This is a genomic window from Sphingopyxis sp. PAMC25046, from assembly GCF_004795895.1.
Classification (GTDB): Bacteria; Pseudomonadota; Alphaproteobacteria; order Sphingomonadales; family Sphingomonadaceae; genus Sphingopyxis.
Genome location: NZ_CP039250.1, coordinates 181,730 through 201,043, shown reverse-complemented (window position 1 = coordinate 201,043; position 19,314 = coordinate 181,730). Strand labels below are relative to the sequence as shown.

Below are 19,314 nucleotides of genomic sequence, written 5' to 3'. Positions count from 1 at the left end.
GTGGATTGAATTACCCGGACCCCCAGCGCGGCGACGGAAAGCCGACGCGCGCAGATGCCCCGATAGCGTGCGGGATGAAACTTCGTTCATGTCGAGTAAAGCAAATTCCCGGCGCAAAGGGCCGTTTCGCGGCGCATTGTGACGTATTTGCAACAAACTCGGAGGGCCGCGAAATACAATATGCTGCATCGCGTCATTCGCGACATTTTGTTTCAACGGTTACGAAATCCCGCGACGAGGCGAGCGTTCAGTCGCCGATCGGGCCCGCGAGCTTGGCCGGATCGAGGCGCGCGTCGCGCCACTTGAGTCCCCAGTGCATATGCGGCCCCGTCGCGCGTCCGGTTTGACCTACGGTGCCGAGCCGCTGGCCCTGCACGACGCGATCGCCGAGCTTCACGTCGAGGCGCTGGCAATGGAGAAAGGCGCTCGACAATCCCATGCCGTGGTCGACGATGAGCAAATTGCCCTCGAGCGTGAAGGGTGCGGCCGCCGCCAGCACGACCACCCCGTCGGCGGGCGCGGCGAAGGGCGTTCCCGCGGGCACCGCGACGTCGGTGCCACTGTGATAGCTGCCGGGCTTGCCCTGATAGACGCGCTGCGAGCCGAAGAAACCCGACAGCCGCCCCGTCACCGGCCAGCGGAACGCCTGCCGCCAGCCGTCGGATTCGACCTGCTTGCTCCGCGCCGCGGCGATCTGGGCGAGTTCGGCGGGGCGGCGGCGCTCGAAATCCGCGTCGTTCCGCGCGCTGCCGCGATAAGGCGCGTTGATATGCTCCAGTCGCCAGCGGCCCGGCGCGACCGCGATCGGCCGCACGACCTCGCGCCCGTCGGCAAGCGTCGCGACCAGCCGCGCCTCGGCGCTCGCGTCGCGATCGAAGGCGATCAGGAAGCGCCCGTCGGCCGCGACCGGAATCGCCTTGCCGTCGAAAGCCAGCGCGCGCGTGCCATCGGGTGCCCGTCCGACCATCACCGCGCCCTGTTCGGGGATGCCCTGCAGCGCAAAGTCGGCGCGCGCCGGCGGACGCGGCGGAGCGGGTGGCGGCGCGGGATCGGGCTGAACCGGCAACCGCGGCGCGGGCTGCGTTCCCGCATCGACCGGCGGCACGCAGCCGGCAAGCACGGCGACGAGCGCCAGCGCCGCTCCGCGTCGAAATCGATCCGCCGCCTTCGACCTCATGCCTTGCGCGCGGTATCCAGCGCGGCCTGAACCGACAGCGCGGCGCTGGCATAGGGTTCCTGCCGCGCGACCGACCAATAGCGCAACTCGTCGAGCCCGATCGGCGCCCCGGTCACCGCGCACAGAACATGGTCGCCGGGCGCGAGGACGCGAAAGCCGTTCGGTCCATATTGCAGGCGGGCGAGGCGGTTACGGCTGGCGATCAGCATGATTCTCTATCCATAAGTCGGCAAGTCATTGGAGCGACTATAACAGCATCGTCGCGCGCGGCCACCCCCGGCTCCGTTGGGCGGCCTCAGAACAGTTCGCCCTGCCCGCGCTTCCGCTCGGCGAGCGGCGGCTTGCGCTGTGGCTTGGGCGCGGGCGGCGGCGTATCGCTGCCCACCACCTGCACCGGCACGTCGCCGTCGGCGAACTGCAGCCGCAGATGCCCCGCGTCCTTCGCCTTGCCCGCCGACGTGACGATCGCGCCACCGCCATCGCGGACCATCGCATAGCCGCGCGATAGGAGTGCGCGCGGATCGAGCGACGTCAACAGCCGCCCCAGTCCTTCGAGCAGCGCGCGGTCGCGGTCCCAGCGCCGCGCGAGCAACGCGGGCCGCAGCGCCGCGCCGCGCGTCGCGACCCGCTCTGCAATCACCGTCAGCCGATGCCGCTGGCTGCGGTCGAGCCGCTCGCCCGCATCGTCGAGCCGCTGGCGCTGCGGCGCATAAAGCGCCTCGCGCTTGGGCAGGTGCCGTGCCAATGCCGTCAGCCGTTCGCCCGCCAGCGCCTGATGCCGGTTCGCCGCGCCGATGATCCGGCCGTTCCACGTCGCGAGCTGCGACATCAGCTCGGCGCGCACCGGGACCGCCATCTCCGCCGCGGCAGTCGGCGTCGGCGCGCGCACATCGGCGGCATAGTCGGCGAGCGTGACGTCGGTCTCGTGCCCGACCGCGCTGATCGTCGGGATGCGGCAGTCGGCGATCGCGCGCACCACGACCTCCTCGTTGAACGCCCACAGATCCTCGATCGACCCGCCGCCGCGCGCGACGATGACGAGGTCGGGGCGCGGTACCGGCCCGCCGGGCGCGATGGCGTCGAAGCCACGGATCGCATTCGCAACCTGCGCCGCGGCGCCGTCGCCCTGCACCAGCACCGGCCAGACGATCACATGCGTCGGGCAGCGGTCGGCAAGCCGGTGGAGAATGTCGCGGATCACCGCGCCCGTCGGCGAGGTCACGACCCCGATCGTGCGCGGCAGATAGGGCAGCCGGTCATATTTCCGCTCGCGGTCGAACAGCCCTTCGGCGCCGAGCCGCGCCTTCAATTTCTCGAAGAGCAGCATCAGCGCGCCCTCGCCCGCGACCTCGAGCGTGTCGACGATGAGCTGATATTTCGACCGCCCCGGATAGGTGGTGAGCTTGCCGGTCGCGATCACCTCGATCCCGTCCTCGGGCCGGAAGGCAAGCCGCCCCGCCTGCCCCTTCCACATCACCATGTCGATCAGCGCGTTGTCATCCTTCAGCGCCGCATAAAAATGCCCCGACGCCGCGCGCTTCGCCCCCGACAATTCTCCCCGCACGCGCACGCGCGCGAAGCCGTCCTCGACCGTGCGCTTGATCGCCGCCGACAATTGGCTGACCGATAAGGCTGGCGCATTGTCGCCGGGCGCCGCCTCGGCTAACAGCCGCGCTTCGGTGCCATCGTCGGACGCCGTATCGGGAAAAGGGACAGACATGAATATCCTGCTGGTCGGATCGGGGGGCCGCGAACATGCGCTCAGCTGGCAGTTGGCACAATCGCCAAGCTGCGCCAAGCTCTATGCCGCGCCGGGCAACCCGGGGATCGAGCTCTACGCCGAATGCGTGCCGATTTCGGTCGACGACATCGACGGCCTGATCGCCTTCGTCAAGGCGCACGCGATCGATTTCGTCGTCGTCGGCCCCGAAGCGCCGCTCGTCGCCGGCCTCGCCGATCGCCTCGGCGACATCGGCATCCCGGCCTTCGGCCCGTCCGCGGCCGCCGCACGCCTCGAAGGCTCGAAAGGCTTCACCAAGGATCTCTGCGCGCGCGCATCGATCCCGACCGCCGCCTATGTCCGCTGCACCAGCGCCGAGGAAGCGCTCGCGGTGCTCGAAGGCTTTTCGATCCCCGTCGTGATCAAGGCCGACGGACTCGCCGCGGGCAAGGGCGTAATCATCGCCGAAAGCCGCGAAGACGCTGAGGCGGCGATCGAAGATATGTTCGACGGCGCCTTCGGCAGCGCGGGCGCCGAGGTCGTGATCGAGGAATTTATGACCGGCGAGGAGGCGAGCTTCTTCGCGCTCTCGGACGGCAAGGACGTCATCGCCTTCGGCAGCGCGCAGGACCACAAGCGCGTCGGCGACGGCGATGTCGGCCCGAACACCGGCGGCATGGGCGCCTACAGCCCCGCGCCAGTGCTCACCCCCGAACTCGAAGCGCAGGTTATGGACCGGATCATCCGCCCGACCGTGGCGACGCTCGCCGCCGAGGGCACGCCCTATGTCGGCGTCCTCTTCGCGGGCCTGATGCTGACGGCTGAAGGCCCGAAGCTGATCGAATATAATTGCCGCTTCGGCGATCCCGAGTGCCAGGTGCTGATGATGCGCTTCAAGGGCGATTTCGCCGCGCTGCTCCACGCCGCTGCGACCGGGACGATTGCCGGCGCCGAACCCCCGGCCTTTTCGCACGACTATGCGCTTACCGTCGTGATGGCGGCCAAAGGCTATCCGGGCACGCCCGAAAAGGGCGGCGCGATCCGCCGCATCGCCGATGCCGAAGCGGGCGGCGTGCGCGTTTTCCACGCCGGAACGGCACGCGACGACCGCACTCTCGTCGCCGCCGGTGGCCGCGTTCTAAATGTCACCGCGACGGGTAAGAGCGTGACCGAGGCGCAGGCGCGCGCCTATGCCGCGGTCGACAAGCTCGATTTCCCGAGCGGTTTCTGCCGCCGCGATATCGGCTGGAGGGAAGTCGCGCGCGAAGCCGGGTGACAATGGTGGACGCGCGCGAAAACGCGGAATAGGCTGGGTAAAAGTCACAAGCGGAGAAGATCATGACCTGGCTTCAGGAAAACTGGATTATCGCGGTCGTCGGCCTCGTTATCGCCGTCGTTCTGTTGTGGTGGCTGTTCGGACGCGCCAAGCCAGCGGACGTTGCGCCGCCGACGGTAGAGCCGACGAAACCCGCCAAGCCGCTCGAACCGGCTAAGCCCGAGATTATCGCCGCCGAACCCGCGCGCTTCAAACCGGTCGAGCGGGCGCCGCAGCCCACTCCGCCCGCGACCCCGTCGCCTGCGCCGGCTCCGGCGGCCGAAGCGCCCCCGCCGACCGTTCCGGAGCCGGCACCGGCGCCGGTCGTCGAACCGGTCGCTGCAACCACCCCTCCGGCGCCCAAAGCCGCAGCCAAACCCAAGTCCGCCGCCAAGCCTGCCGCGAAGAAGGCCGCGACCAAGGAACCGGCGGCGAAACCCGCTTTGAAGCCGGCAACGAAGACGGCCGCCAAGCCCGCGGCAAAAAAAGCGCCGGCAAAATCGGCAGTGGCCGGTGCCGCCGCGATTCCCGAAGAACCGACCGTTCCCCCGCCGCCCACCTCCAAACCCGCCCCGGCGCCATCGGCGACGAAGACCGACAATCTGCAATTGCTGAAGGGTGTAGGCCCCAAGCTCGTCGTGCTGCTGAACGGCCTCGGCGTCACCAGCTTCCAGCAGATCGCCGACTGGACCGACGCCGACATCGCACGGGTGGACGCACAGCTCGGCGCCTTCCAGGGCCGCATCGCGCGCGACAATATCGTCGATCAGGCGGGCTATCTTGCGCGCGGCGACAAGGCCGGATTCGAGGCGAAATATGGCGCGCTCGGCGGGGAGCTATAAAGTCGCTTTCGACCGGGAGTTATCATAAGCTCCGCCCTGTGCCGCAGGCATGGGGAGGATATTTCCTCGTTCGTCACCCCGGACTTGATCCGGGGTCCCGCTTGATGCCGAAGACCGGTCGACGCCCCAAAAAGCGGGATCCCGGATCAAGTCCGGGATGACGGAAGTGGAGGAGAGGAACGACAGCTCACCACCCCTAAGCAGACCTTCGAATAACGCTTTCCTACATTATCCGGCCATGCTTCAAACTGGTCGATGGAACAAAGCATCCCGCCCGCCCAGCTGCTCGCCGGCACAGCCCTCGCCTTCCAGCCCGTCCCGCAGCGACGTCACCGCGCCGACGGATGGACGCCCGAAACGCAAGCCAATTTCATCCGCGCGCTCGCAGCGATGGGCTCGGTCGGAAAGGCCGCACGTGCCGTCGGCATGGGCCGTGCGTCCGCTTACCGCCTGCGCGAACGGGACGCAGCGGTGAGTTTCGCTGCTGCTTGGGATCGCGCGATTTCGATGGGACGCACGCACCAGTTCAGCATCGCGATGGACCGCGCCCTCAACGGGGTCACGATCGTCCGCGTCCTGAAGGGCGGCGCCATCGATGTCAGCGGCGGCCCGGACATGACGGTCGTTCACGCCGCGCTGCGCAACGAGGCGATGCCGCCTCACGTCCTTAAAGCGACAAAGGAGACAGAATGACGGCGAACGTCCGTATCTTTTGTCGCTTTAAGACCGAAATCGACCCGAGGTCATTCGCCCTCATCGTCCTTGGGCTTCGACAATTCGGTGACGAGCAATTTGTCGATCTTGCGCCCGTCCATGTCGATGATCTCGAAGCGCCAACCCCTGTCGGTGAATTTCTCGCCTTCGGTCGGCAGATGCTTCAGGATCGCGAGGACATGGCCCGCCGCGGTCGCATAGTCGCGGTCTTCGCCGAGTTCGATGCCGAGCCGCTCGGCCATCTGGTCGGCGGGCATCGATCCGGCGATGAGCAGGCTGCCGTCGTCGCGCTCGACGACGAAGGGCTCGCTGCCGATATCCTGGTCCGACGCGAATTCGCCCGCGATCGCCGAAAGCAGGTCGGCGGGCGTCACCAGCCCGTCGAAATGACCATATTCGTCGTGGACGAGCAGCATCGGCACTTCGGCGACACGCAGCGCCTCGAGCGCGTCCATCGCATCGATCTGGTCGTGGATGACTTTGGCGGGGCGCATCAATTGTTCGAGGTCGAGCATCTCGCCCTGAAACAGCGCTGCCGCGATATCGCGCGCCTGCACCACCCCGACGATGTCGTCGACCGATCCGCGCGCGACGGGGAGACGACTGTGCGGGGTCTCCAGCAATTTGTCGCGCACGCCGCGCGCATCGAGCGAGATATCGACCCAGTCGACATCCTTGCGCGGCGTCATCACCTCGCGAACCGGACGGTCGGCGAGGCGGACGACGCCCGAGATGATCGCGCGTTCGCTTTCCTCGATCACCCCCGATTTCGACGCCTCGGCGACGATCAGGTGGAGTTCCTCGGCGGTGACGCGATCTTCCGATTCGCGATTGAGGCCGAGCAGGCGGAACACCAGCGCCGAACTATTGTCGAGCAGCCACACCAAGGGCGCCGCGATCCGGGACAACCAGTACATCATCGGCGCAACGATGATCGCGATCCGTTCGGGCGCGCGCAGCGCGAACTGCTTGGGCACCAGTTCGCCGGCGATCAGCGAGAAATAGGTGGTGAGCGCGATGACCGCGGCGAAACCCGCCGCTTCGGCATTTTCGGCGTCGAGCCCGAACCATGCCGCGAGCCGGTCAGCGACCGGCTGCCCCAGGCTCGCGCCCGAATAGGCGCCGGTCAGCACGCCGATCAGGGTGATGCCGACCTGCACCGTCGACAGGAAACGCCCGGGGTCGGAGGCGAGCTGGCGCGCGATCTTCGCGCCACGGCTGCCGCGCTTTTCGGCCGCCTGAAGGCGCGGGTCGCGTGACGAGACGATCGCGAGTTCGGACATGGCGAAAACGCCATTGAAAAGGATGAGGATCAGGATGATCGCAACATCCGACCAGGGAAAAGGGGTCATCGGGCGGTCGTACGGCGCATCGGCGCCCAGCCCCTGTCAGCTTCGGTCATGCTTCCCTATAGGCGAAAGCTGCGACCTTGCACAATGGCGCACGGTCGAAACACGCCGCTCAGCCGCCGTTCAGTCGAATTCGGGAACCAGATTGCCGGCCATATGTTATCGGCAGGGAAGCGCGGCATGCAAAAGATCGAAGGCATCCGCCGGACAAGGGAGCGAAAAATGAACAGCAGGACGATCAAGCTCACCATTTTGACCAGCATGGGCGCAATCGCGCTGACCGGCTGCGTCACCGATCCGGTGACCGGGGAGAGGAAGATATCGAAGGCCGCGATCGGCGGCGTCGGCGGCGCGCTCGGCGGTTATCTGCTCGGCGACCTGATCGGCGGCAAGAACAGCCGCACCGAGGAAATCGTCGGCGCGGGCATCGGCGCGGTCGCGGGCGCGGGGGTCGGCTATTATATGGATCAGCAGGAAAAGAAGCTGCGCGAACGCACCGCTGGTACCGGGATCGACGTCGAACGCCAGGGCGACCAGCTCGTGCTCAACATGCCCGGCGACGTCACCTTTGACCTCAACAGCGCGATGGTGAAGTCGCAGTTCCGCAGCGCGCTCGACAATGTCGCCTCGACGCTCGCCGAATATCCGAGCACCTATATCGACGTTTACGGCCACACCGATTCGACCGGCAGCGACAGCTATAACCAGGGTCTTTCCGAACGCCGCGCCGCTTCGGTCGCCGACTATCTCGCCGGTCGCGGTATCCAGCGCGCGCGCATGGCGACGCTCGGCTATGGCGAATCACAATTGAAATGCTCGCCCGAACGCGGCGAAGCCGATTATCAGTGCAACCGGCGCGTCGAGATCCGCATCGCGCCGGTCACCCAGAACGACGTCAACGCGGCGCGCTAAACAAGTTCCATTCCCGTGGAAAAGAAAGGGCGTCGCCGAAAGGCGGCGCCCTTCTCACATCAGCCGAGGCTGAAGCTCGCCTTGACTCCGTCGATGACGAACTGGGCCGCGAGCGCGGCAAGCAGAACGCCGAGCAGGCGGGTGATTACTGCTTCGCCCTTGTTGCCGATGATCCTCATCAACGGCCCGGCCGCCAGCAGCGCGCCAAGGGTCAGCAACAGAACGAGCAGTAACGCGCCAAAAATGACGAAGGCGCGGTCGAGCCCATTGTTCTGCGACACGAGCAGCATCACCGACGCGATCGATCCCGGCCCGGCGAGCATCGGCATCGCCATCGGAAAGACCGAGACATCCTCGATCTCAGGGGTCGCCATCACCTTCTCGGCGCGTTGTTCGCGGCGTTCGGTGCGCTTCTCGAACACCATGTCGATCGCGATGATGAACAGCATGATCCCGCCTGCGATACGGAAACTGTCGAGATCGATGTGGAGGAAGCTCAGCAATGCTTCGCCGAACATCGCGAAGAAAACGAGGATCAGTCCCGCGATGATCGTCGCGCGGATCGCCATCGAACGGCGCTGCTGCGCGCTCGCGCCCGTCGTCAGGCTGGCATAGATCGGCGCGCAGCCCGGCGGGTCGATCACGACAAAGAGCGTGACGAAGGCCGAGATGAAAAGATCGATCATGGCTGCTTCGGCGCCGCGACCCGGTCGTCGATGACGGTCGCCATCTCCTTGCCGTCCCACAGGCGGATCGCGACGCGGCGCGACTTGTCGGCGCGGACGGTCGAGGTCCAGCTCAGCGTCTGATCCGCCGAGAGGCCGACGGCCATATCTTCGCCTTCGCCCGCCGCTTCGATCGGAACTGCGGGCCGCGAACCGCAGACCGCCCCTTTCGACGCGATGAATTCCGGCGCTTCGCGCGGCGTCACCAGCGCGTCGCCATGGTCGAGAACCCAGCTCAGCCGGCCCTTTTCATCGCGCGCCCAGACGGTGGTGAAGAAACCATTTGCCGGCCCCTTTTGCCACGCGCCGGTGGTGACGCCGCTATTGCCGTCGCAGCTGACATAAACGGCATGCGGCTGCCATTTCACCGCCTCGGCAGGATCCTTCTGTGATTTCAGCCAGTCGCGCGCATTGACGCGTTCGGGCACGAACATCACGGCGTCAGGATGCGCGGTTTCGCGGAAGGCGGTCCATTGCCCCTTTTCCTGCGCGAGCCGGGCGAAGCCGATCTCGGCGGCGATGAAGGCGCTGGGGTTCGCGGCGAGCGGCCGGTTGCGGAAATCATCGGGCGATCCCGCACAGCCCGCGAGCGTCAGGGCAAGCGCAGCGACGATCAGCTGGCGCATCAAAAACCCTCCGGTTCGGCAAGGCCCGCGCGGCGATGCGCGGCGACGAGCGTATTGCGCAGCAGGCAGGCGATGGTCATCGGACCGACACCGCCGGGCACCGGCGTGATCGCGTCTGCGACACTTGCTGCGTCGGCATAATCGACGTCGCCGACGAGCCGCCCCTTGGCTTCGCCTTCCGCGGGGGGCAGGCGGTTGATACCGACGTCGATCACGACCGCGCCGGGCTTGATCCAGTCGCCCTTGACCATTTCCGCGCGGCCGACCGCGGCGACGACAATGTCGGCGCGGCGGACGAGATCGGGCAGGTCCCTGGTCCGGCTGTGCGCCATCGTCACGGTGCAATTGGCGCCGAGCAGCAATTGTCCCATCGGCTTGCCGACGAGGATCGAACGTCCGACGACGATCGCATCCCTGCCCGACAGGTCGCCGAGCCGGTCCTGCAACAGCAGCAGGCAGCCATAGGGCGTGCACGGCACCATGCCGGGGATGCCGAGCGCGAGACGCCCGGCGCTGACCGGGGTCAGCCCGTCGACGTCCTTGTCGGGATCGATCGTCGCAACCGCCGCCTGTTCGTCGAGGTGGCCGGGGAGCGGAAGCTGGAGAAGGATGCCGTCGACCCTATCGTCGACGTTGAGCTTGGCGAGCAGCCCCTCGACGTCTTCCTGCGTCGCGGTCGGCGGCAGGCGGTACTCGAAGCTTTCCATGCCCGCGGCGACCGTCGCCTTGCCTTTCGACCCGACGTAGACCGCGCTCGCCGGATCGTCGCCCACCAGGACCACGGCAAGCCCGGGCGCGCGTCCCGTCGCCGCGACAAAGGCCGGAACGGCATCGGCGATTCGCGCGCGAAGCCCCGCCGCGAAGACCTTGCCGTCGATCACTTTGGTCGCGGGAACCGAAACGGTCATGTGTCAGGCCATCCCGGTCTGTACGCCGAGCCGATACAGATAGGACATCACCGGGCCCTGGATGATGATGAGCAAGATCAGCACGACCATCGGCGTCAGGTCGATGCCGCCGAAATCGGGCATAATGCGCCGGAACGGACGATAGAGCGGCTCGGTGATCCGGTCGAGCACATGCCAGAGCTGTCCGACGAAATCATTGTGCGTGTTGATAACATTGAACGCGATCAGCCACGACATCACCGCCTGGACGATGATGATCCACCAGAGGATGTTGAGCAGGATCGACAGAATATCGAGAAGCATGAAATACAAGGAAGGTCTCCGGCCGGAAGGTCGATGGCGTCCGTCTTAGCGGTGAATGAGCGTACCCGCACCCCTTGCGGTGAAAATTTCGAGCAGCATCGCGTGCGGAATGCGCCCGTCGAGGATGACCGCCGCCTCGACCCCCGCATCGACCGCCGCGACGCAGGTTTCGACCTTCGGAATCATGCCTCCGGTGATCGTACCGTCGCCCTTGAGCGCGTCGATCGCAGCGCGGTCGAGGTCGGTGAGCAGCGCCCCCGACTTATCGAGGACGCCCGCGACGTCGGTGAGCAGGAAGAAGCGCTTCGCCCCCAGCGCGCCCGCGATCGCCCCCGCCATCGTGTCGGCGTTGATATTGTAGGTCGCGCCATCGGCGCCGAGCGCGACGGGTGCGACGACGGGGATGAAATTGTCGTTGGTCAGGTTGACGAGGATCGTCGGGTCGACCGCGACGGGCTCGCCGACGAAGCCAAGGTCGACGTGGCGCTCGATCCCCGAATTGGGATCGGGCTCGGTGCGTGCGACTTTTTCGGCCAGCACGAGGTTCGCATCCTTCCCCGAAATGCCGACCGCGCGACCGCCGAGCCCCGCGATCCAGCTGACGATTTCCTTGTTGATCTTGCCTGCAAGGACCATCTCGGCGACTTCTGCGGTCGCGGCATCGGTGACGCGAAGTCCGCCGACGAAGGTCGATTCGATCCCGAGCTGCTTCAGCATCGCACCGATCTGCGGCCCGCCGCCATGTACGACCACGGGATTGATCCCGACGGCCTTCAGAAGCACGACATCTTCGGCGAAGTCCCGCTGCGCCTCGGGATCGCCCATCGCATGCCCGCCATATTTGATCACGAAGGTCTCGCCGGCATAGCGCTGCAGATAGGGCAGCGCCTCGACGAGCGTTTCGGCTTTGGCGAGGAGGTCGGGCATTTGCGAGGGGTCGGTCATCGATATCATCCGGCGTTCTTCGTATCGAGGCTGCGGCCGAGAGCGACCAGCCCGGTGATGACGAAAGGAATGACGAGCACCGACAGCGCAACCTTGGCGAGCATCTGCCCGCCCATCAGGTTCGCAATCGGGAACACGCCATAGAAGGCGATCGTGACGAAAAGCAGCGTGTCGACGATCTGGCTCAGAGCGCTGGCGATCGCGCCGCGGATAGCAAGCCATGTTGTACCGGTCCCCGCTCCTTCACGCCCGCGCAGCTTCGAAAAGATGGTGACGTTCAGAAATTGCGAAGTGCCGTAAGCGACGATTCCCGCGGCCATCAAACGCGGGCTTTGACCAAGAACCATATCGAAGGCCGCAAGCCGCTGGGGCTGCATTTCGGGCGATGCCGGGAGCGCGAGAACCAGCGAGGTCAGCATGATCGACAGGACGAGCGGGACGAAACCCCAAAGCACCAGCCGGTTCGCGACCGACTGTCCATGGAGTTCGGACACGGCGCTCGACAGCGCCACGAGCAGCAGAAAGGCGAAGATACCCGCCTCGACCGCCAGCCAGCTTCCCAGCGCAACCTGCTTGTTCCCGAGCACGCCGGCGAGGACGACCATGCCGCCATAGACGATCGAGAAAAGAAAGAGCGATGGCGAAAGCGTGCGCGGCAACGCCGCCGAGGTGGGTTCGGTCATGCCGCCCGATAGTCGGTTTTGCGCGGGCTGGAAAGTCCGAGAAGCACGGCTCGACGCGCGGCTCTTGCCCCGCCGCCAAAGCCCGTTATTCAGGCGCATTAACCTGCGGGGGACGCATTTACATCATGGAACGCCTCATCGGTCTGCTCGGCATCGTCGCATTGCTTGCGATTGCCGTGCTTTTTTCGTCGAACCGGCGGTGGATTCGGCTGCGCGTCGTTATTCCCGCCTTCCTGCTCCAGGCCGGGTTCGCGATCCTCGTCATCGGGACGCCGTGGGGCCGCGCGGTGATCCAGGCCATGTCGAACGCCGTCTCGAATCTTCTCGGCTATGCCAAGGCAGGGACGGATTTCATCTTCGGCCCGCTCGCCTCGCCCGAAATGGGCGCCAACAGCTTCGCGATCGCCGCGCTGCCCGTCATCATCTTCTTCGCCTCACTCATCTCGATCCTCTATTATCTCGGGATCATGCAACTGGTGATCAAATGGGTCGGCGGGGCGATCCAGAAGATCACCGGCATCACCAAGGTCGAAAGCCTGGGCGCGGCGGCAAACATCTTTGTTGGCCAATCCGAATCGCCGCTCGTCATTCGCCCCTATCTGGCGGGTCTCACCCCTTCGCAGCTCTTCACCGTCATGACAGTCGGCATGGCGGGCGTCGCGGGCACGATCCTCGGCGCCTATGCGAGCATGATCGGCGAGCAGCTCCTGCCCTATCTGCTCGCGGCGAGCTTCATGTCCGCGCCCGGGGGCATATTGATGGCCAAGATCATGATGCCCGACGATCCCAAGGACCTCGGCATCGAACCCGTGATCATGCCCGAGGCAAGCCACGACGAGGAAAAGCCCGCCAATATCATCATGGCGGCGGCGCAGGGCGCGCAGACGGGGGTCAAGCTGGCGGTCGCGGTCGGCGCGATGGTGCTCGCCTTCGTCGCGCTCGTCGCGCTTGCCAACGGGCTGCTCGCCGGCATCGGCGGCTGGTTCGGCTATCCCGATCTGTCTTTCCAGGCGGTCATCGGCGCGATCTTCCGCCCCGTAATGTGGCTGATGGGCGTGCCGTGGGAAGAAAGCGCGACGGTCGGCGGGCTGTTCGGTTCCAAGGTCGTGCTCAACGAATTCGTGGCCTTCATCGATCTCGGCAGGGCGCAGGCGGACATGTCGCTGGCGGCGGTCGCGATCGCGACCTTTGCGCTTTGCGGCTTCGCCAATTTCAGCTCGATCGCGATCCAGATGGCGGTGACCGGCGGACTCGCGCCGAACCAGCGCCCGATGATCGCCAAGCTCGGTCTGAAGGCGCTGCTCGCTGGCAGCCTCTCGAACCTGATGTCGGCTGCACTTGCGGGGCTGATGCTCGGGATCGCGCCGCCGATGGCCACCCCGGTACCCGAGCCTGCCGCGACCCCGGCGGCCACGCCCGATGCCGCCGTCGCCGCGCCGGCGCCATCGACGACAGCACCCTGATTCATTCCCACGAAACGCACGCGCGGATCGGCGATCGGGAGAGTTTGCAAGCCGTCATGCAATGACGTAAATTATGGGAACATAACGAATCCCGGGTCATGTTCGTCAACAGGGAGGCTGTCATGAAATCCGCTTATCGTTTGTCGATCCTTGCCGCAGCCGCGGCGTCGATAGGGGCGGGCTTTCTCGCTACCTCGAACGCCCAAACCGTTGAAACAGAACGATACCGTTCGCCCGAGGCGACGATCTATCGCGACGCCGGCTATCGCGGCCCCGCGGTATTCATCGGGGAGGAAAAGCCGAACCTTGGGCTCGCATGGCCCGTCAATTCGATCCGCGTCACTCGCGGCCGCTGGGAGCTTTGCGAACGGACGCGCTATCGCGGGAACTGCCGGACGGTCGATCGCGACACGCCGATGCTGAACAATGTCCTGCGCGGCATCACGGTTCAGTCGATGCGTCCCGCCGGTTCGGGCGGCGGCGGATGGAACCCCAACCCGCCCGCCAATGATCAGGTCGCGCGCGGCAATTTTGCCGAATTCCACACACAGCCGGCGACAAGCAACTACCGTGTCCTCGCCTGTACCCGCGGTTCGGCAACCGCCAATTGCGCGGCGCAAACGGCCGACAATTGGTGCCGCTCGATCGGCTGGAACGGGTCGGCAAGCGAGCATATGGAAACGGTGAACGGTCGGGTTTACCTCGCCGACGTGCTGTGCGTCCGCTCGGGTTATTGAGGGAAGACCGATAATGAAGTCCATGACGGTTGTCGCGGCCGTAGCCGCGGTTCTAGTCCTTGCGGGCTGCTCGTCCGTGCCGCCGCGCAACACCGGCACCAGCTATGATTGCAACCGAGGCACCAGGCTGAAGGTCGACTATGTCGGCAACACGGCGATCGTGCGCATCAACGGTCGGCGCTCGATGGTGCTGACGCAGACGCCGTCAACCGGCGGTGCGGTCTATGAAAACAAGAAGGGCGCGCGGCTCCAGCGGAATGGCAACGAGGTAACGTGGAACACCGCGCTACGCTCGGCGCCCGAAAGCTGCCGCACCGTCTACACGCCGCTCTGAGCGCCGGATCAGGGCCGGGCCGGTGCCTTGCAGCCGCGCTCGAGCCCGACGCCCTTCAGGAAGCCGCGGCGCACCGTCCCGGCGTAAACGGCAAGGGCATAGCGCCGCCGTTCGGCATTGGCGCCGGTAACCTCGCCGATCAGCCCGCGAAAGGGGATGATGCCGCCCGCCACCGTGCCGGCGACGCGCCCGGCGGTTTCCTCGCGCTTCTTCGCGCGGCTCTTGTCGACTTGTTCGTTGACATCCGGGCCGAGCACTTCGTCGAGTTCGTTGACTTCGCGGATGATGGCAGCGCATTTGCCGAGGCCCGCCAGCGAATAGGGATCGCCTTGCACCTCAAGCAGTTTGGGGGGCACTTCCTTGCCGTCGAAGGGTTCGGTCACCGAATTGGCCGTGCCTTCGATGGTCGACTCTTCGGGCGCGCCCTGTTGGGCGTGGACAGGTGCCGCGCCGGCCAGCAAGATTGCCGCGAGAGCGAATAAGACCTTGTTACGCATGATCATTCCATCCCCTACAGTCTTGCAGATCCAACGCGCCCGATGCCTTTCGGCTCCATCGCCCCCTATAGCGAGCGGCGCACAGCGATTTGAATCCATGGCCCCTGCACCCCATCATAGCCGCCGCCGAGACCTTCGGTAAGATCGAGCCAGTCCCAAGGCGCGGCGTCACGATAAACGGATTCGAGTTCCTCGCGCGCAAAATAGTTGAAATAGCGTCCGAAACGGTCGCGCCCCTCGCGCCCGCCGCCCTTGTAGCTCGCGAAATGCAGACCACCGGGTTTCAGTGCGCGATGGATACGCGCCAGCACGCCGGGAAGATCGCCGCGCGGCACGTGGAGCAGGCTGGCCGACGCCCAGATGGCATCGTAGCGGCCGACGGCGTCGAGTTCTCCGAAGCGCATAACGCGGACCGGCCTGCCGATCCTCGCTTCGGCCTGGGCCGCGATCTCGACCACTCCGTCGGTTGGGTCGACCGCGAAACCGCGCGCAATCATATGCGCGGCATCGCGGCCGCCGCCACAGCCGAGTTCGAGAATCTCCGCCCCCGCAGGCAACCGGTCGAGGAAGTGATCGAGATGGCGCGATACACCCGACGGGCCCGACGCCGAATAGACCGGCGCTTCGGCCGCGTAAAAGGCAAGGGTCGGGGCGTCGGAACCGCTCACCGCGTCGGGACGGGTTCGGCACCGCTCCAGTCGTAAAAGCCGCGCCCGGCCTTTTTCCCGACCCAGCCGGCGTCGACATATTGGACGAGCAAGGGCGCCGGGCGGAATTTCGGATCGCCGGTGCCGCTGTAAAGCACGCGGATGATTTCGAGGCAGGTATCGAGCCCGATGAAGTCGGCGAGCGTGATCGGCCCCATCGGATGATTGAGGCCCAAACGACAACCTGTGTCGATATCCTGCATCGTCGCGACGCCCTCGCCCAAGGCAAAGACCGCTTCGTTAATGAGCGGCATCAGCACGCGATTGACGATGAAACCCGGCGCGTCGTTGGCGTGGACGATCTCCTTGCCGAGCCCGCGGCCATAGGCCTCGACCTTGGCGAGCGTGTCGTCGCTCGTCGCGAGGCCGCGGATCAGTTCGATCAGCCCCATCACCGGCACCGGGTTGAAGAAATGGACGCCGATGAAGCGCGCCGGGTCGGGCGCGGCCTGCGCGAGGCGCGTGATCGGGATCGAGCTGGTGTTGCTCGCGAGGATTGCGGTTGCCGACAGATGTTCGCCAACGCTGGCGAAGATCGCGCGCTTGATTTCCTCGCGCTCGGTCGCCGCTTCGATGACGAGGTCGGCGGGGGCGAAGGCGGCGTGGTCGGCAACGGGCGTGATTCGCCCTAGCAGTCCATCGGCGTCGGACTGGCTCATCTTCTCTTTCGCGACCAGTCGGCCGAGCGCCTTGGCGATCCCTGCCTTGCCCGCTTCGGCGCGTGCCATGTCGATGTCGGAAAGAAGCACGTCATGGCCGGCGCCCGCCGACACCTGCGCGATCCCCGCACCCATCTGCCCTGCTCCGATAACGCCGACGATCATGTGCTGCCCTTTCGCTGAAAATCTGCCTGTGGCCCTACGGCTCCGGGCAGAGGCGTCAAGAGCGAGCGTTAGGGGGCGGAACGGAACTCGGTTGCTTCGGCGAGGATCAACGCGAAAGCGGGGTCGGCATCGTCCCACGTCGCGATCGGGGTCCAGCCGCCGGCGCGGAGCAGCAGGTTCGCATCGCGAGGCCCGTATTTATGGCTGTTCTCGCTGTGGATCGTTTCGCCCTTCGCCATATGATAGGCGCGGCCGTCGATCGTGAAATCCATGTCGCATTCGGCGACGAGGTGCATTTCGATGCGCGCGTGGACATCGTCCCACACCGCGCGGTGGCTGAAATTCTCGACCGCTATATCGCCGCCGAGTTCGCGATTGATCCGCTCGAGGAGGTTGAGGTTGAACGCCGCGGTCACCCCCGCCGGATCGTCATAGGCGGTTTCGAGTATGCCGATGTCCTTGATCCGGTCGACGCCGATCAGCATCAGCGACCCGTCGCCGAGCGCGGCGCGCCAGTTGCGCAAGAGGTCGATTGCCGTGCGCGCGACCATGTTTCCGATCGTCGAACCCGGGAAAAAGCCGAGTTTCGGGAGCGGGCAGATTTCGCGCGGCAATTCGACCCGCTGGGTGAAATCGGCCTCGACCGGATAAATTGGCACCGCCGGGAAGCGCGCGGCGAGCGCCTGCGCGCTGTCGCGCAGGAAATCGCCCGAAATATCGACCGGGACATAGGCGGCGGGCGCGATGGCGTCGAGGAGCAGGGGCGTCTTGGTCGAGCTACCCGAGCCGAGTTCGACGACCGCGCGGCCGGAACCGGTCGCCGCCGCGATGTCGGCGGCATGGCGCGTCAGCAGGTCGGTTTCACTGCGCGTCGGATAATATTCGGGGAGCGCGGTGATATCCTCGAACAAGGCCGAGCCGGTCGCGTCGTAGAACCAGCGCGCGGGAATCGCCTTTTGTCGCTGCGCGAGGCCAGCGTGGACGTCGGCGCGAAAGGCGATGTCGACGCCGGTGTCGTCGGCCGAAACCTGACGAAGATTGCGCACAACACCCATGGTCAAAGATCCTTCGCGAGGCGCAGGCCGGTGAATTGCCAGCGCTGGTGGGGGTAGAAGAAATTACGGTAGGAAGCACGCAGATGACCGCGCGGGGTCGCGCAGCTGCCGCCGCGGAGCACGAACTGGCCGCTCATGAACTTGCCATTATATTCGCCGACCGCACCCGGCGCGGCGCGGAAGCCCGGATAGGGGCGATAGGCGCTGCCGGTCCATTCCCATACGCTGCCGAACATCTGTTGCAGGTCCGTGTCGCCATGTTCGGGCGCAGGCTGGACAGGGCCGGCCGCGTCGAGTTGCTGGCCCGTGCGCGGATCGAGCCCCGCGGCCGCCGCTTCCCATTCCTGTTCGGTCGGCAGGCGCGCGCCGGCCCAACTGGCGAAGGCGTCGGCCTCGAAGAAGCTGATGTGCGTCACCGGCGCGGCGGGGTCGATATCCTGCCAGCCCGACAGGGTGAAATATTGCCCGTCCCGCCAATAGGCGGGCGCCCCGACATCCTCGGCCTGCACCCACGTCCAGCCGTCGCTGAGCCAGAGCGAGGGGGTGTGATAGCCACCGTCGGCGATGAATTCCTGCCATTCGCCGTTGCTGACCGGGCGGGTCGCGAGCGCGTGCGGGGTGAGCAGCGCGTCGTGGCGCGGGCCTTCGCAGTCGAAGGCGAAGCCGTCGCCGTCATGGCCGACCGAAACGATGCCTTCGGCGCCCTTCACCCATTTCATGGCGGAAAACCGGGAAACTTCATTCGCGATCGGCGCGTCCCATACCGCCGGGCCGAGCGGATTTTGCGCGAAAAGATGCTTGATGTCGGTGAGCAGCAATTCCTGATGCTGCTGCTCGTGATGGATGCCGAGCTCGACCAGCGCCAGCACGCTCGCCGGAAGGTCGGGCAGCGCGGTCTGGACCGCGGCATCGACATGCGCGCGCCAGACGCGCACGTCGTCGAGCGAGGGGCGCGTCAGCAGGCCGCGATGCGGGCGGGCGTGGCGGGGACCTTCGGCTTCATAATAGGAGTTGAAAAGGAAGGGATAGCGATCGTCGAAGAGGCCATAGCCCGGCACATGGTCGCGCAGGATGAAGGTTTCGAAAAACCACGTCGTGTGCGCGAGATGCCATTTGGCGGGCGAGGCGTCGGGCATCGACTGCGCGCTCGCGTCGGCGTCGGAGAGGGTCCCCGCGAGATCGAGCGAGAGGCGCCGCGTCGCGGCGAAGCGGCGGGTCAGCGCCTCGATCGGGTCGGTGCGGGTCGAAGCGTCGGTGCGGCTGGCCATGCTGTGACAATTCCCCGGGGAGCGATTCGGTTTCGCGGTTCACCCGATTATGGTTACAGCATGCGGCAAAGTCTAGAACATTTAGGGAACAATGCTCCCCCCTCGTCCAGCCGGACTTGATCCGACGTCCATTTTTCTGAGGTAGCGGTGGACCCCGGATCAAGTCCGGGGTGACGAAATTCTGCCGTCAAAGCCCCCTCCGCCATAAGC

Annotated in this window: 22 protein-coding genes; 7 read left to right on the top strand and 15 right to left on the bottom strand. The window is 66.0% G+C overall.

Annotated elements, in window-relative coordinates; translation table 11 throughout:
* Nucleotides 1-247 precede the first annotated feature (247 nt).
* The 3 genes from E5675_RS01000 to xseA all read right to left on the bottom strand — a co-directional run bounded on the left by E5675_RS01000 (nucleotide 248) and on the right by xseA (nucleotide 2,897).
* Complete coding sequence (locus tag E5675_RS01000; protein WP_136173050.1) at nucleotides 248-1,177, bottom strand: M23 family metallopeptidase; 930 nt, start codon at nucleotides 1,175-1,177, stop codon at nucleotides 248-250.
* Entirely contained in the window at nucleotides 1,174-1,386 is a 213-nt protein-coding gene (locus E5675_RS00995; RefSeq protein ID WP_136173049.1) for a DUF2093 domain-containing protein, read from the bottom strand. Before E5675_RS00995 ends, E5675_RS01000 begins: the two co-directional genes overlap by 4 nt.
* Before the next feature lie 86 nt (nucleotides 1,387-1,472).
* The gene (gene xseA, locus E5675_RS00990) at nucleotides 1,473-2,897 is read right to left on the bottom strand and encodes an exodeoxyribonuclease VII large subunit (protein WP_136173048.1); all 1,425 of its coding nucleotides are present in this window, start codon (nucleotides 2,895-2,897) and stop codon (nucleotides 1,473-1,475) included.
* Here xseA and purD point away from each other — a divergent pair.
* The 3 genes from purD (at nucleotide 2,896) to E5675_RS00975 (ending at nucleotide 5,747) form a co-directional block, all read left to right on the top strand.
* Entirely contained in the window at nucleotides 2,896-4,173 is a 1,278-nt protein-coding gene (gene purD / locus E5675_RS00985; RefSeq protein ID WP_136173047.1) for a phosphoribosylamine--glycine ligase, read from the top strand. The two genes, xseA and purD, sit on opposite strands and share 2 nt — an antisense overlap.
* Nucleotides 4,174-4,235: 62 nt before the next feature.
* On the top strand, nucleotides 4,236-5,054 hold the full coding sequence (locus tag E5675_RS21645; protein ID WP_247594737.1) for a hypothetical protein: 819 nt from the start codon (nucleotides 4,236-4,238) through the stop codon (nucleotides 5,052-5,054).
* A 255-nt stretch (nucleotides 5,055-5,309) separates the two neighbouring features.
* Nucleotides 5,310-5,747: a hypothetical protein gene (locus tag E5675_RS00975; protein ID WP_136173046.1), complete on the top strand. Its 438-nt coding sequence runs from the start codon at nucleotides 5,310-5,312 to the stop codon at nucleotides 5,745-5,747.
* Between the two features lie 50 nt (nucleotides 5,748-5,797).
* On the opposite strand, the gene E5675_RS00970 is transcribed toward E5675_RS00975, so the two are convergent.
* Nucleotides 5,798-7,120: a hemolysin family protein gene (locus E5675_RS00970; RefSeq protein ID WP_136173045.1), complete on the bottom strand. Its 1,323-nt coding sequence runs from the start codon at nucleotides 7,118-7,120 to the stop codon at nucleotides 5,798-5,800.
* Nucleotides 7,121-7,339: 219 nt separating this feature from the next.
* Here E5675_RS00970 and E5675_RS00965 point away from each other — a divergent pair, with 219 nt between their 5' ends.
* Nucleotides 7,340-8,029: an OmpA family protein gene (locus E5675_RS00965; protein WP_136173044.1), complete on the top strand. Its 690-nt coding sequence runs from the start codon at nucleotides 7,340-7,342 to the stop codon at nucleotides 8,027-8,029.
* 59 nt (nucleotides 8,030-8,088) lie between these two features.
* Here E5675_RS00965 and E5675_RS00960 read toward each other — a convergent pair whose 3' ends face one another.
* Genes E5675_RS00960 through E5675_RS00935 form a run of 6 tightly spaced genes read right to left on the bottom strand, consistent with a single transcriptional unit; the run spans nucleotide 8,089 to nucleotide 12,219 of the window.
* A complete protein-coding gene (locus E5675_RS00960; RefSeq protein ID WP_136173043.1) occupies nucleotides 8,089-8,715 on the bottom strand; it encodes a MarC family protein in 627 nt (208 codons plus the stop codon).
* Nucleotides 8,712-9,380: a hypothetical protein gene (locus E5675_RS00955; RefSeq protein ID WP_136173042.1), complete on the bottom strand. Its 669-nt coding sequence runs from the start codon at nucleotides 9,378-9,380 to the stop codon at nucleotides 8,712-8,714. Before E5675_RS00955 ends, E5675_RS00960 begins: the two co-directional genes overlap by 4 nt.
* A complete protein-coding gene (gene folD, locus E5675_RS00950) occupies nucleotides 9,380-10,288 on the bottom strand; it encodes a bifunctional methylenetetrahydrofolate dehydrogenase/methenyltetrahydrofolate cyclohydrolase FolD (protein WP_136173041.1) in 909 nt (302 codons plus the stop codon). The genes E5675_RS00955 and folD overlap by 1 nt, the downstream gene beginning before the upstream one ends.
* A 3-nt stretch (nucleotides 10,289-10,291) precedes the next feature.
* Nucleotides 10,292-10,591: a YggT family protein gene (locus E5675_RS00945; protein ID WP_168707955.1), complete on the bottom strand. Its 300-nt coding sequence runs from the start codon at nucleotides 10,589-10,591 to the stop codon at nucleotides 10,292-10,294.
* Nucleotides 10,592-10,636: 45 nt separating this feature from the next.
* The gene (gene argB / locus E5675_RS00940) at nucleotides 10,637-11,536 is read right to left on the bottom strand and encodes an acetylglutamate kinase (protein WP_136173039.1); all 900 of its coding nucleotides are present in this window, start codon (nucleotides 11,534-11,536) and stop codon (nucleotides 10,637-10,639) included.
* Nucleotides 11,537-11,541: 5 nt separating this feature from the next.
* Nucleotides 11,542-12,219 (bottom strand): queuosine precursor transporter, encoded by a 678-nt coding sequence (locus E5675_RS00935; RefSeq protein ID WP_136173038.1) that lies wholly within the window; start codon nucleotides 12,217-12,219, stop codon nucleotides 11,542-11,544.
* A 125-nt stretch (nucleotides 12,220-12,344) separates the two neighbouring features.
* Between E5675_RS00935 and E5675_RS00930 the strand changes: the two genes are divergently transcribed.
* The 3 genes from E5675_RS00930 to E5675_RS00920 all read left to right on the top strand — a co-directional run bounded on the left by E5675_RS00930 (nucleotide 12,345) and on the right by E5675_RS00920 (nucleotide 14,753).
* Nucleotides 12,345-13,682: a NupC/NupG family nucleoside CNT transporter gene (locus tag E5675_RS00930; RefSeq protein WP_136173037.1), complete on the top strand. Its 1,338-nt coding sequence runs from the start codon at nucleotides 12,345-12,347 to the stop codon at nucleotides 13,680-13,682.
* Between the two features lie 122 nt (nucleotides 13,683-13,804).
* Nucleotides 13,805-14,419, top strand: coding sequence for a beta/gamma crystallin-related protein (locus tag E5675_RS00925; protein WP_136173036.1), 615 nt, complete (start codon nucleotides 13,805-13,807; stop codon nucleotides 14,417-14,419).
* A 13-nt stretch (nucleotides 14,420-14,432) separates the two neighbouring features.
* The gene (locus tag E5675_RS00920; protein ID WP_136173035.1) at nucleotides 14,433-14,753 is read left to right on the top strand and encodes an MliC family protein; all 321 of its coding nucleotides are present in this window, start codon (nucleotides 14,433-14,435) and stop codon (nucleotides 14,751-14,753) included.
* A gap of 8 nt (nucleotides 14,754-14,761) precedes the next feature.
* Here E5675_RS00920 and E5675_RS00915 read toward each other — a convergent pair whose 3' ends face one another.
* The 5 genes from E5675_RS00915 to egtB all read right to left on the bottom strand — a co-directional run bounded on the left by E5675_RS00915 (nucleotide 14,762) and on the right by egtB (nucleotide 19,104).
* Nucleotides 14,762-15,250 carry a hypothetical protein gene (locus E5675_RS00915; RefSeq protein WP_247594736.1) on the bottom strand — a complete coding sequence of 163 codons (489 nt, stop codon included), beginning with the start codon at nucleotides 15,248-15,250 and terminating at the stop codon, nucleotides 14,762-14,764.
* Between the two features lie 65 nt (nucleotides 15,251-15,315).
* Entirely contained in the window at nucleotides 15,316-15,918 is a 603-nt protein-coding gene (locus E5675_RS00910) for a class I SAM-dependent methyltransferase (RefSeq protein WP_136173033.1), read from the bottom strand.
* Nucleotides 15,915-16,781 (bottom strand): 3-hydroxyacyl-CoA dehydrogenase NAD-binding domain-containing protein, encoded by an 867-nt coding sequence (locus E5675_RS00905; protein ID WP_136173032.1) that lies wholly within the window; start codon nucleotides 16,779-16,781, stop codon nucleotides 15,915-15,917. The genes E5675_RS00910 and E5675_RS00905 overlap by 4 nt, the downstream gene beginning before the upstream one ends.
* Nucleotides 16,782-16,849: 68 nt before the next feature.
* Nucleotides 16,850-17,836 carry an L-histidine N(alpha)-methyltransferase gene (gene egtD, locus E5675_RS00900; protein WP_136173031.1) on the bottom strand — a complete coding sequence of 329 codons (987 nt, stop codon included), beginning with the start codon at nucleotides 17,834-17,836 and terminating at the stop codon, nucleotides 16,850-16,852.
* A 2-nt stretch (nucleotides 17,837-17,838) separates the two neighbouring features.
* Nucleotides 17,839-19,104, bottom strand: a complete 1,266-nt coding sequence (gene egtB, locus E5675_RS00895) for an ergothioneine biosynthesis protein EgtB (protein WP_136173030.1) — start codon at nucleotides 19,102-19,104, stop codon at nucleotides 17,839-17,841.
* Nucleotides 19,105-19,314 lie beyond the last annotated feature (210 nt).

Excerpts from the sequence above, each read along its gene's own strand:
- E5675_RS01000 (WP_136173050.1), bottom strand. The coding sequence starts at position 1,177 with ATGAGGTCGAAGGCGGCGGATCGATTTCGACGCGGAGCGGCGCTGGCG.
- E5675_RS00995 (WP_136173049.1), bottom strand. The coding sequence starts at position 1,386 with ATGCTGATCGCCAGCCGTAACCGCCTCGCCCGCCTGCAATATGGACCG.
- purD (WP_136173047.1), top strand. The coding sequence starts at position 2,896 with ATGAATATCCTGCTGGTCGGATCGGGGGGCCGCGAACATGCGCTCAGC.
- xseA (WP_136173048.1), bottom strand. The coding sequence starts at position 2,897 with ATGTCTGTCCCTTTTCCCGATACGGCGTCCGACGATGGCACCGAAGCG.
- E5675_RS21645 (WP_247594737.1), top strand. The coding sequence starts at position 4,236 with ATGACCTGGCTTCAGGAAAACTGGATTATCGCGGTCGTCGGCCTCGTT.
- E5675_RS00975 (WP_136173046.1), top strand. The coding sequence starts at position 5,310 with ATGGAACAAAGCATCCCGCCCGCCCAGCTGCTCGCCGGCACAGCCCTC.
- E5675_RS00970 (WP_136173045.1), bottom strand. The coding sequence starts at position 7,120 with ATGACCCCTTTTCCCTGGTCGGATGTTGCGATCATCCTGATCCTCATC.
- E5675_RS00965 (WP_136173044.1), top strand. The coding sequence starts at position 7,340 with ATGAACAGCAGGACGATCAAGCTCACCATTTTGACCAGCATGGGCGCA.
- E5675_RS00960 (WP_136173043.1), bottom strand. The coding sequence starts at position 8,715 with ATGATCGATCTTTTCATCTCGGCCTTCGTCACGCTCTTTGTCGTGATC.
- E5675_RS00955 (WP_136173042.1), bottom strand. The coding sequence starts at position 9,380 with ATGCGCCAGCTGATCGTCGCTGCGCTTGCCCTGACGCTCGCGGGCTGT.
- folD (WP_136173041.1), bottom strand. The coding sequence starts at position 10,288 with ATGACCGTTTCGGTTCCCGCGACCAAAGTGATCGACGGCAAGGTCTTC.
- E5675_RS00945 (WP_168707955.1), bottom strand. The coding sequence starts at position 10,591 with ATGCTTCTCGATATTCTGTCGATCCTGCTCAACATCCTCTGGTGGATC.
- argB (WP_136173039.1), bottom strand. The coding sequence starts at position 11,536 with ATGACCGACCCCTCGCAAATGCCCGACCTCCTCGCCAAAGCCGAAACG.
- E5675_RS00935 (WP_136173038.1), bottom strand. The coding sequence starts at position 12,219 with ATGACCGAACCCACCTCGGCGGCGTTGCCGCGCACGCTTTCGCCATCG.
- E5675_RS00930 (WP_136173037.1), top strand. The coding sequence starts at position 12,345 with ATGGAACGCCTCATCGGTCTGCTCGGCATCGTCGCATTGCTTGCGATT.
- E5675_RS00925 (WP_136173036.1), top strand. The coding sequence starts at position 13,805 with ATGAAATCCGCTTATCGTTTGTCGATCCTTGCCGCAGCCGCGGCGTCG.
- E5675_RS00920 (WP_136173035.1), top strand. The coding sequence starts at position 14,433 with ATGAAGTCCATGACGGTTGTCGCGGCCGTAGCCGCGGTTCTAGTCCTT.
- E5675_RS00915 (WP_247594736.1), bottom strand. The coding sequence starts at position 15,250 with ATGCGTAACAAGGTCTTATTCGCTCTCGCGGCAATCTTGCTGGCCGGC.
- E5675_RS00905 (WP_136173032.1), bottom strand. The coding sequence starts at position 16,781 with ATGATCGTCGGCGTTATCGGAGCAGGGCAGATGGGTGCGGGGATCGCG.
- egtD (WP_136173031.1), bottom strand. The coding sequence starts at position 17,836 with ATGGGTGTTGTGCGCAATCTTCGTCAGGTTTCGGCCGACGACACCGGC.
- egtB (WP_136173030.1), bottom strand. The coding sequence starts at position 19,104 with ATGGCCAGCCGCACCGACGCTTCGACCCGCACCGACCCGATCGAGGCG.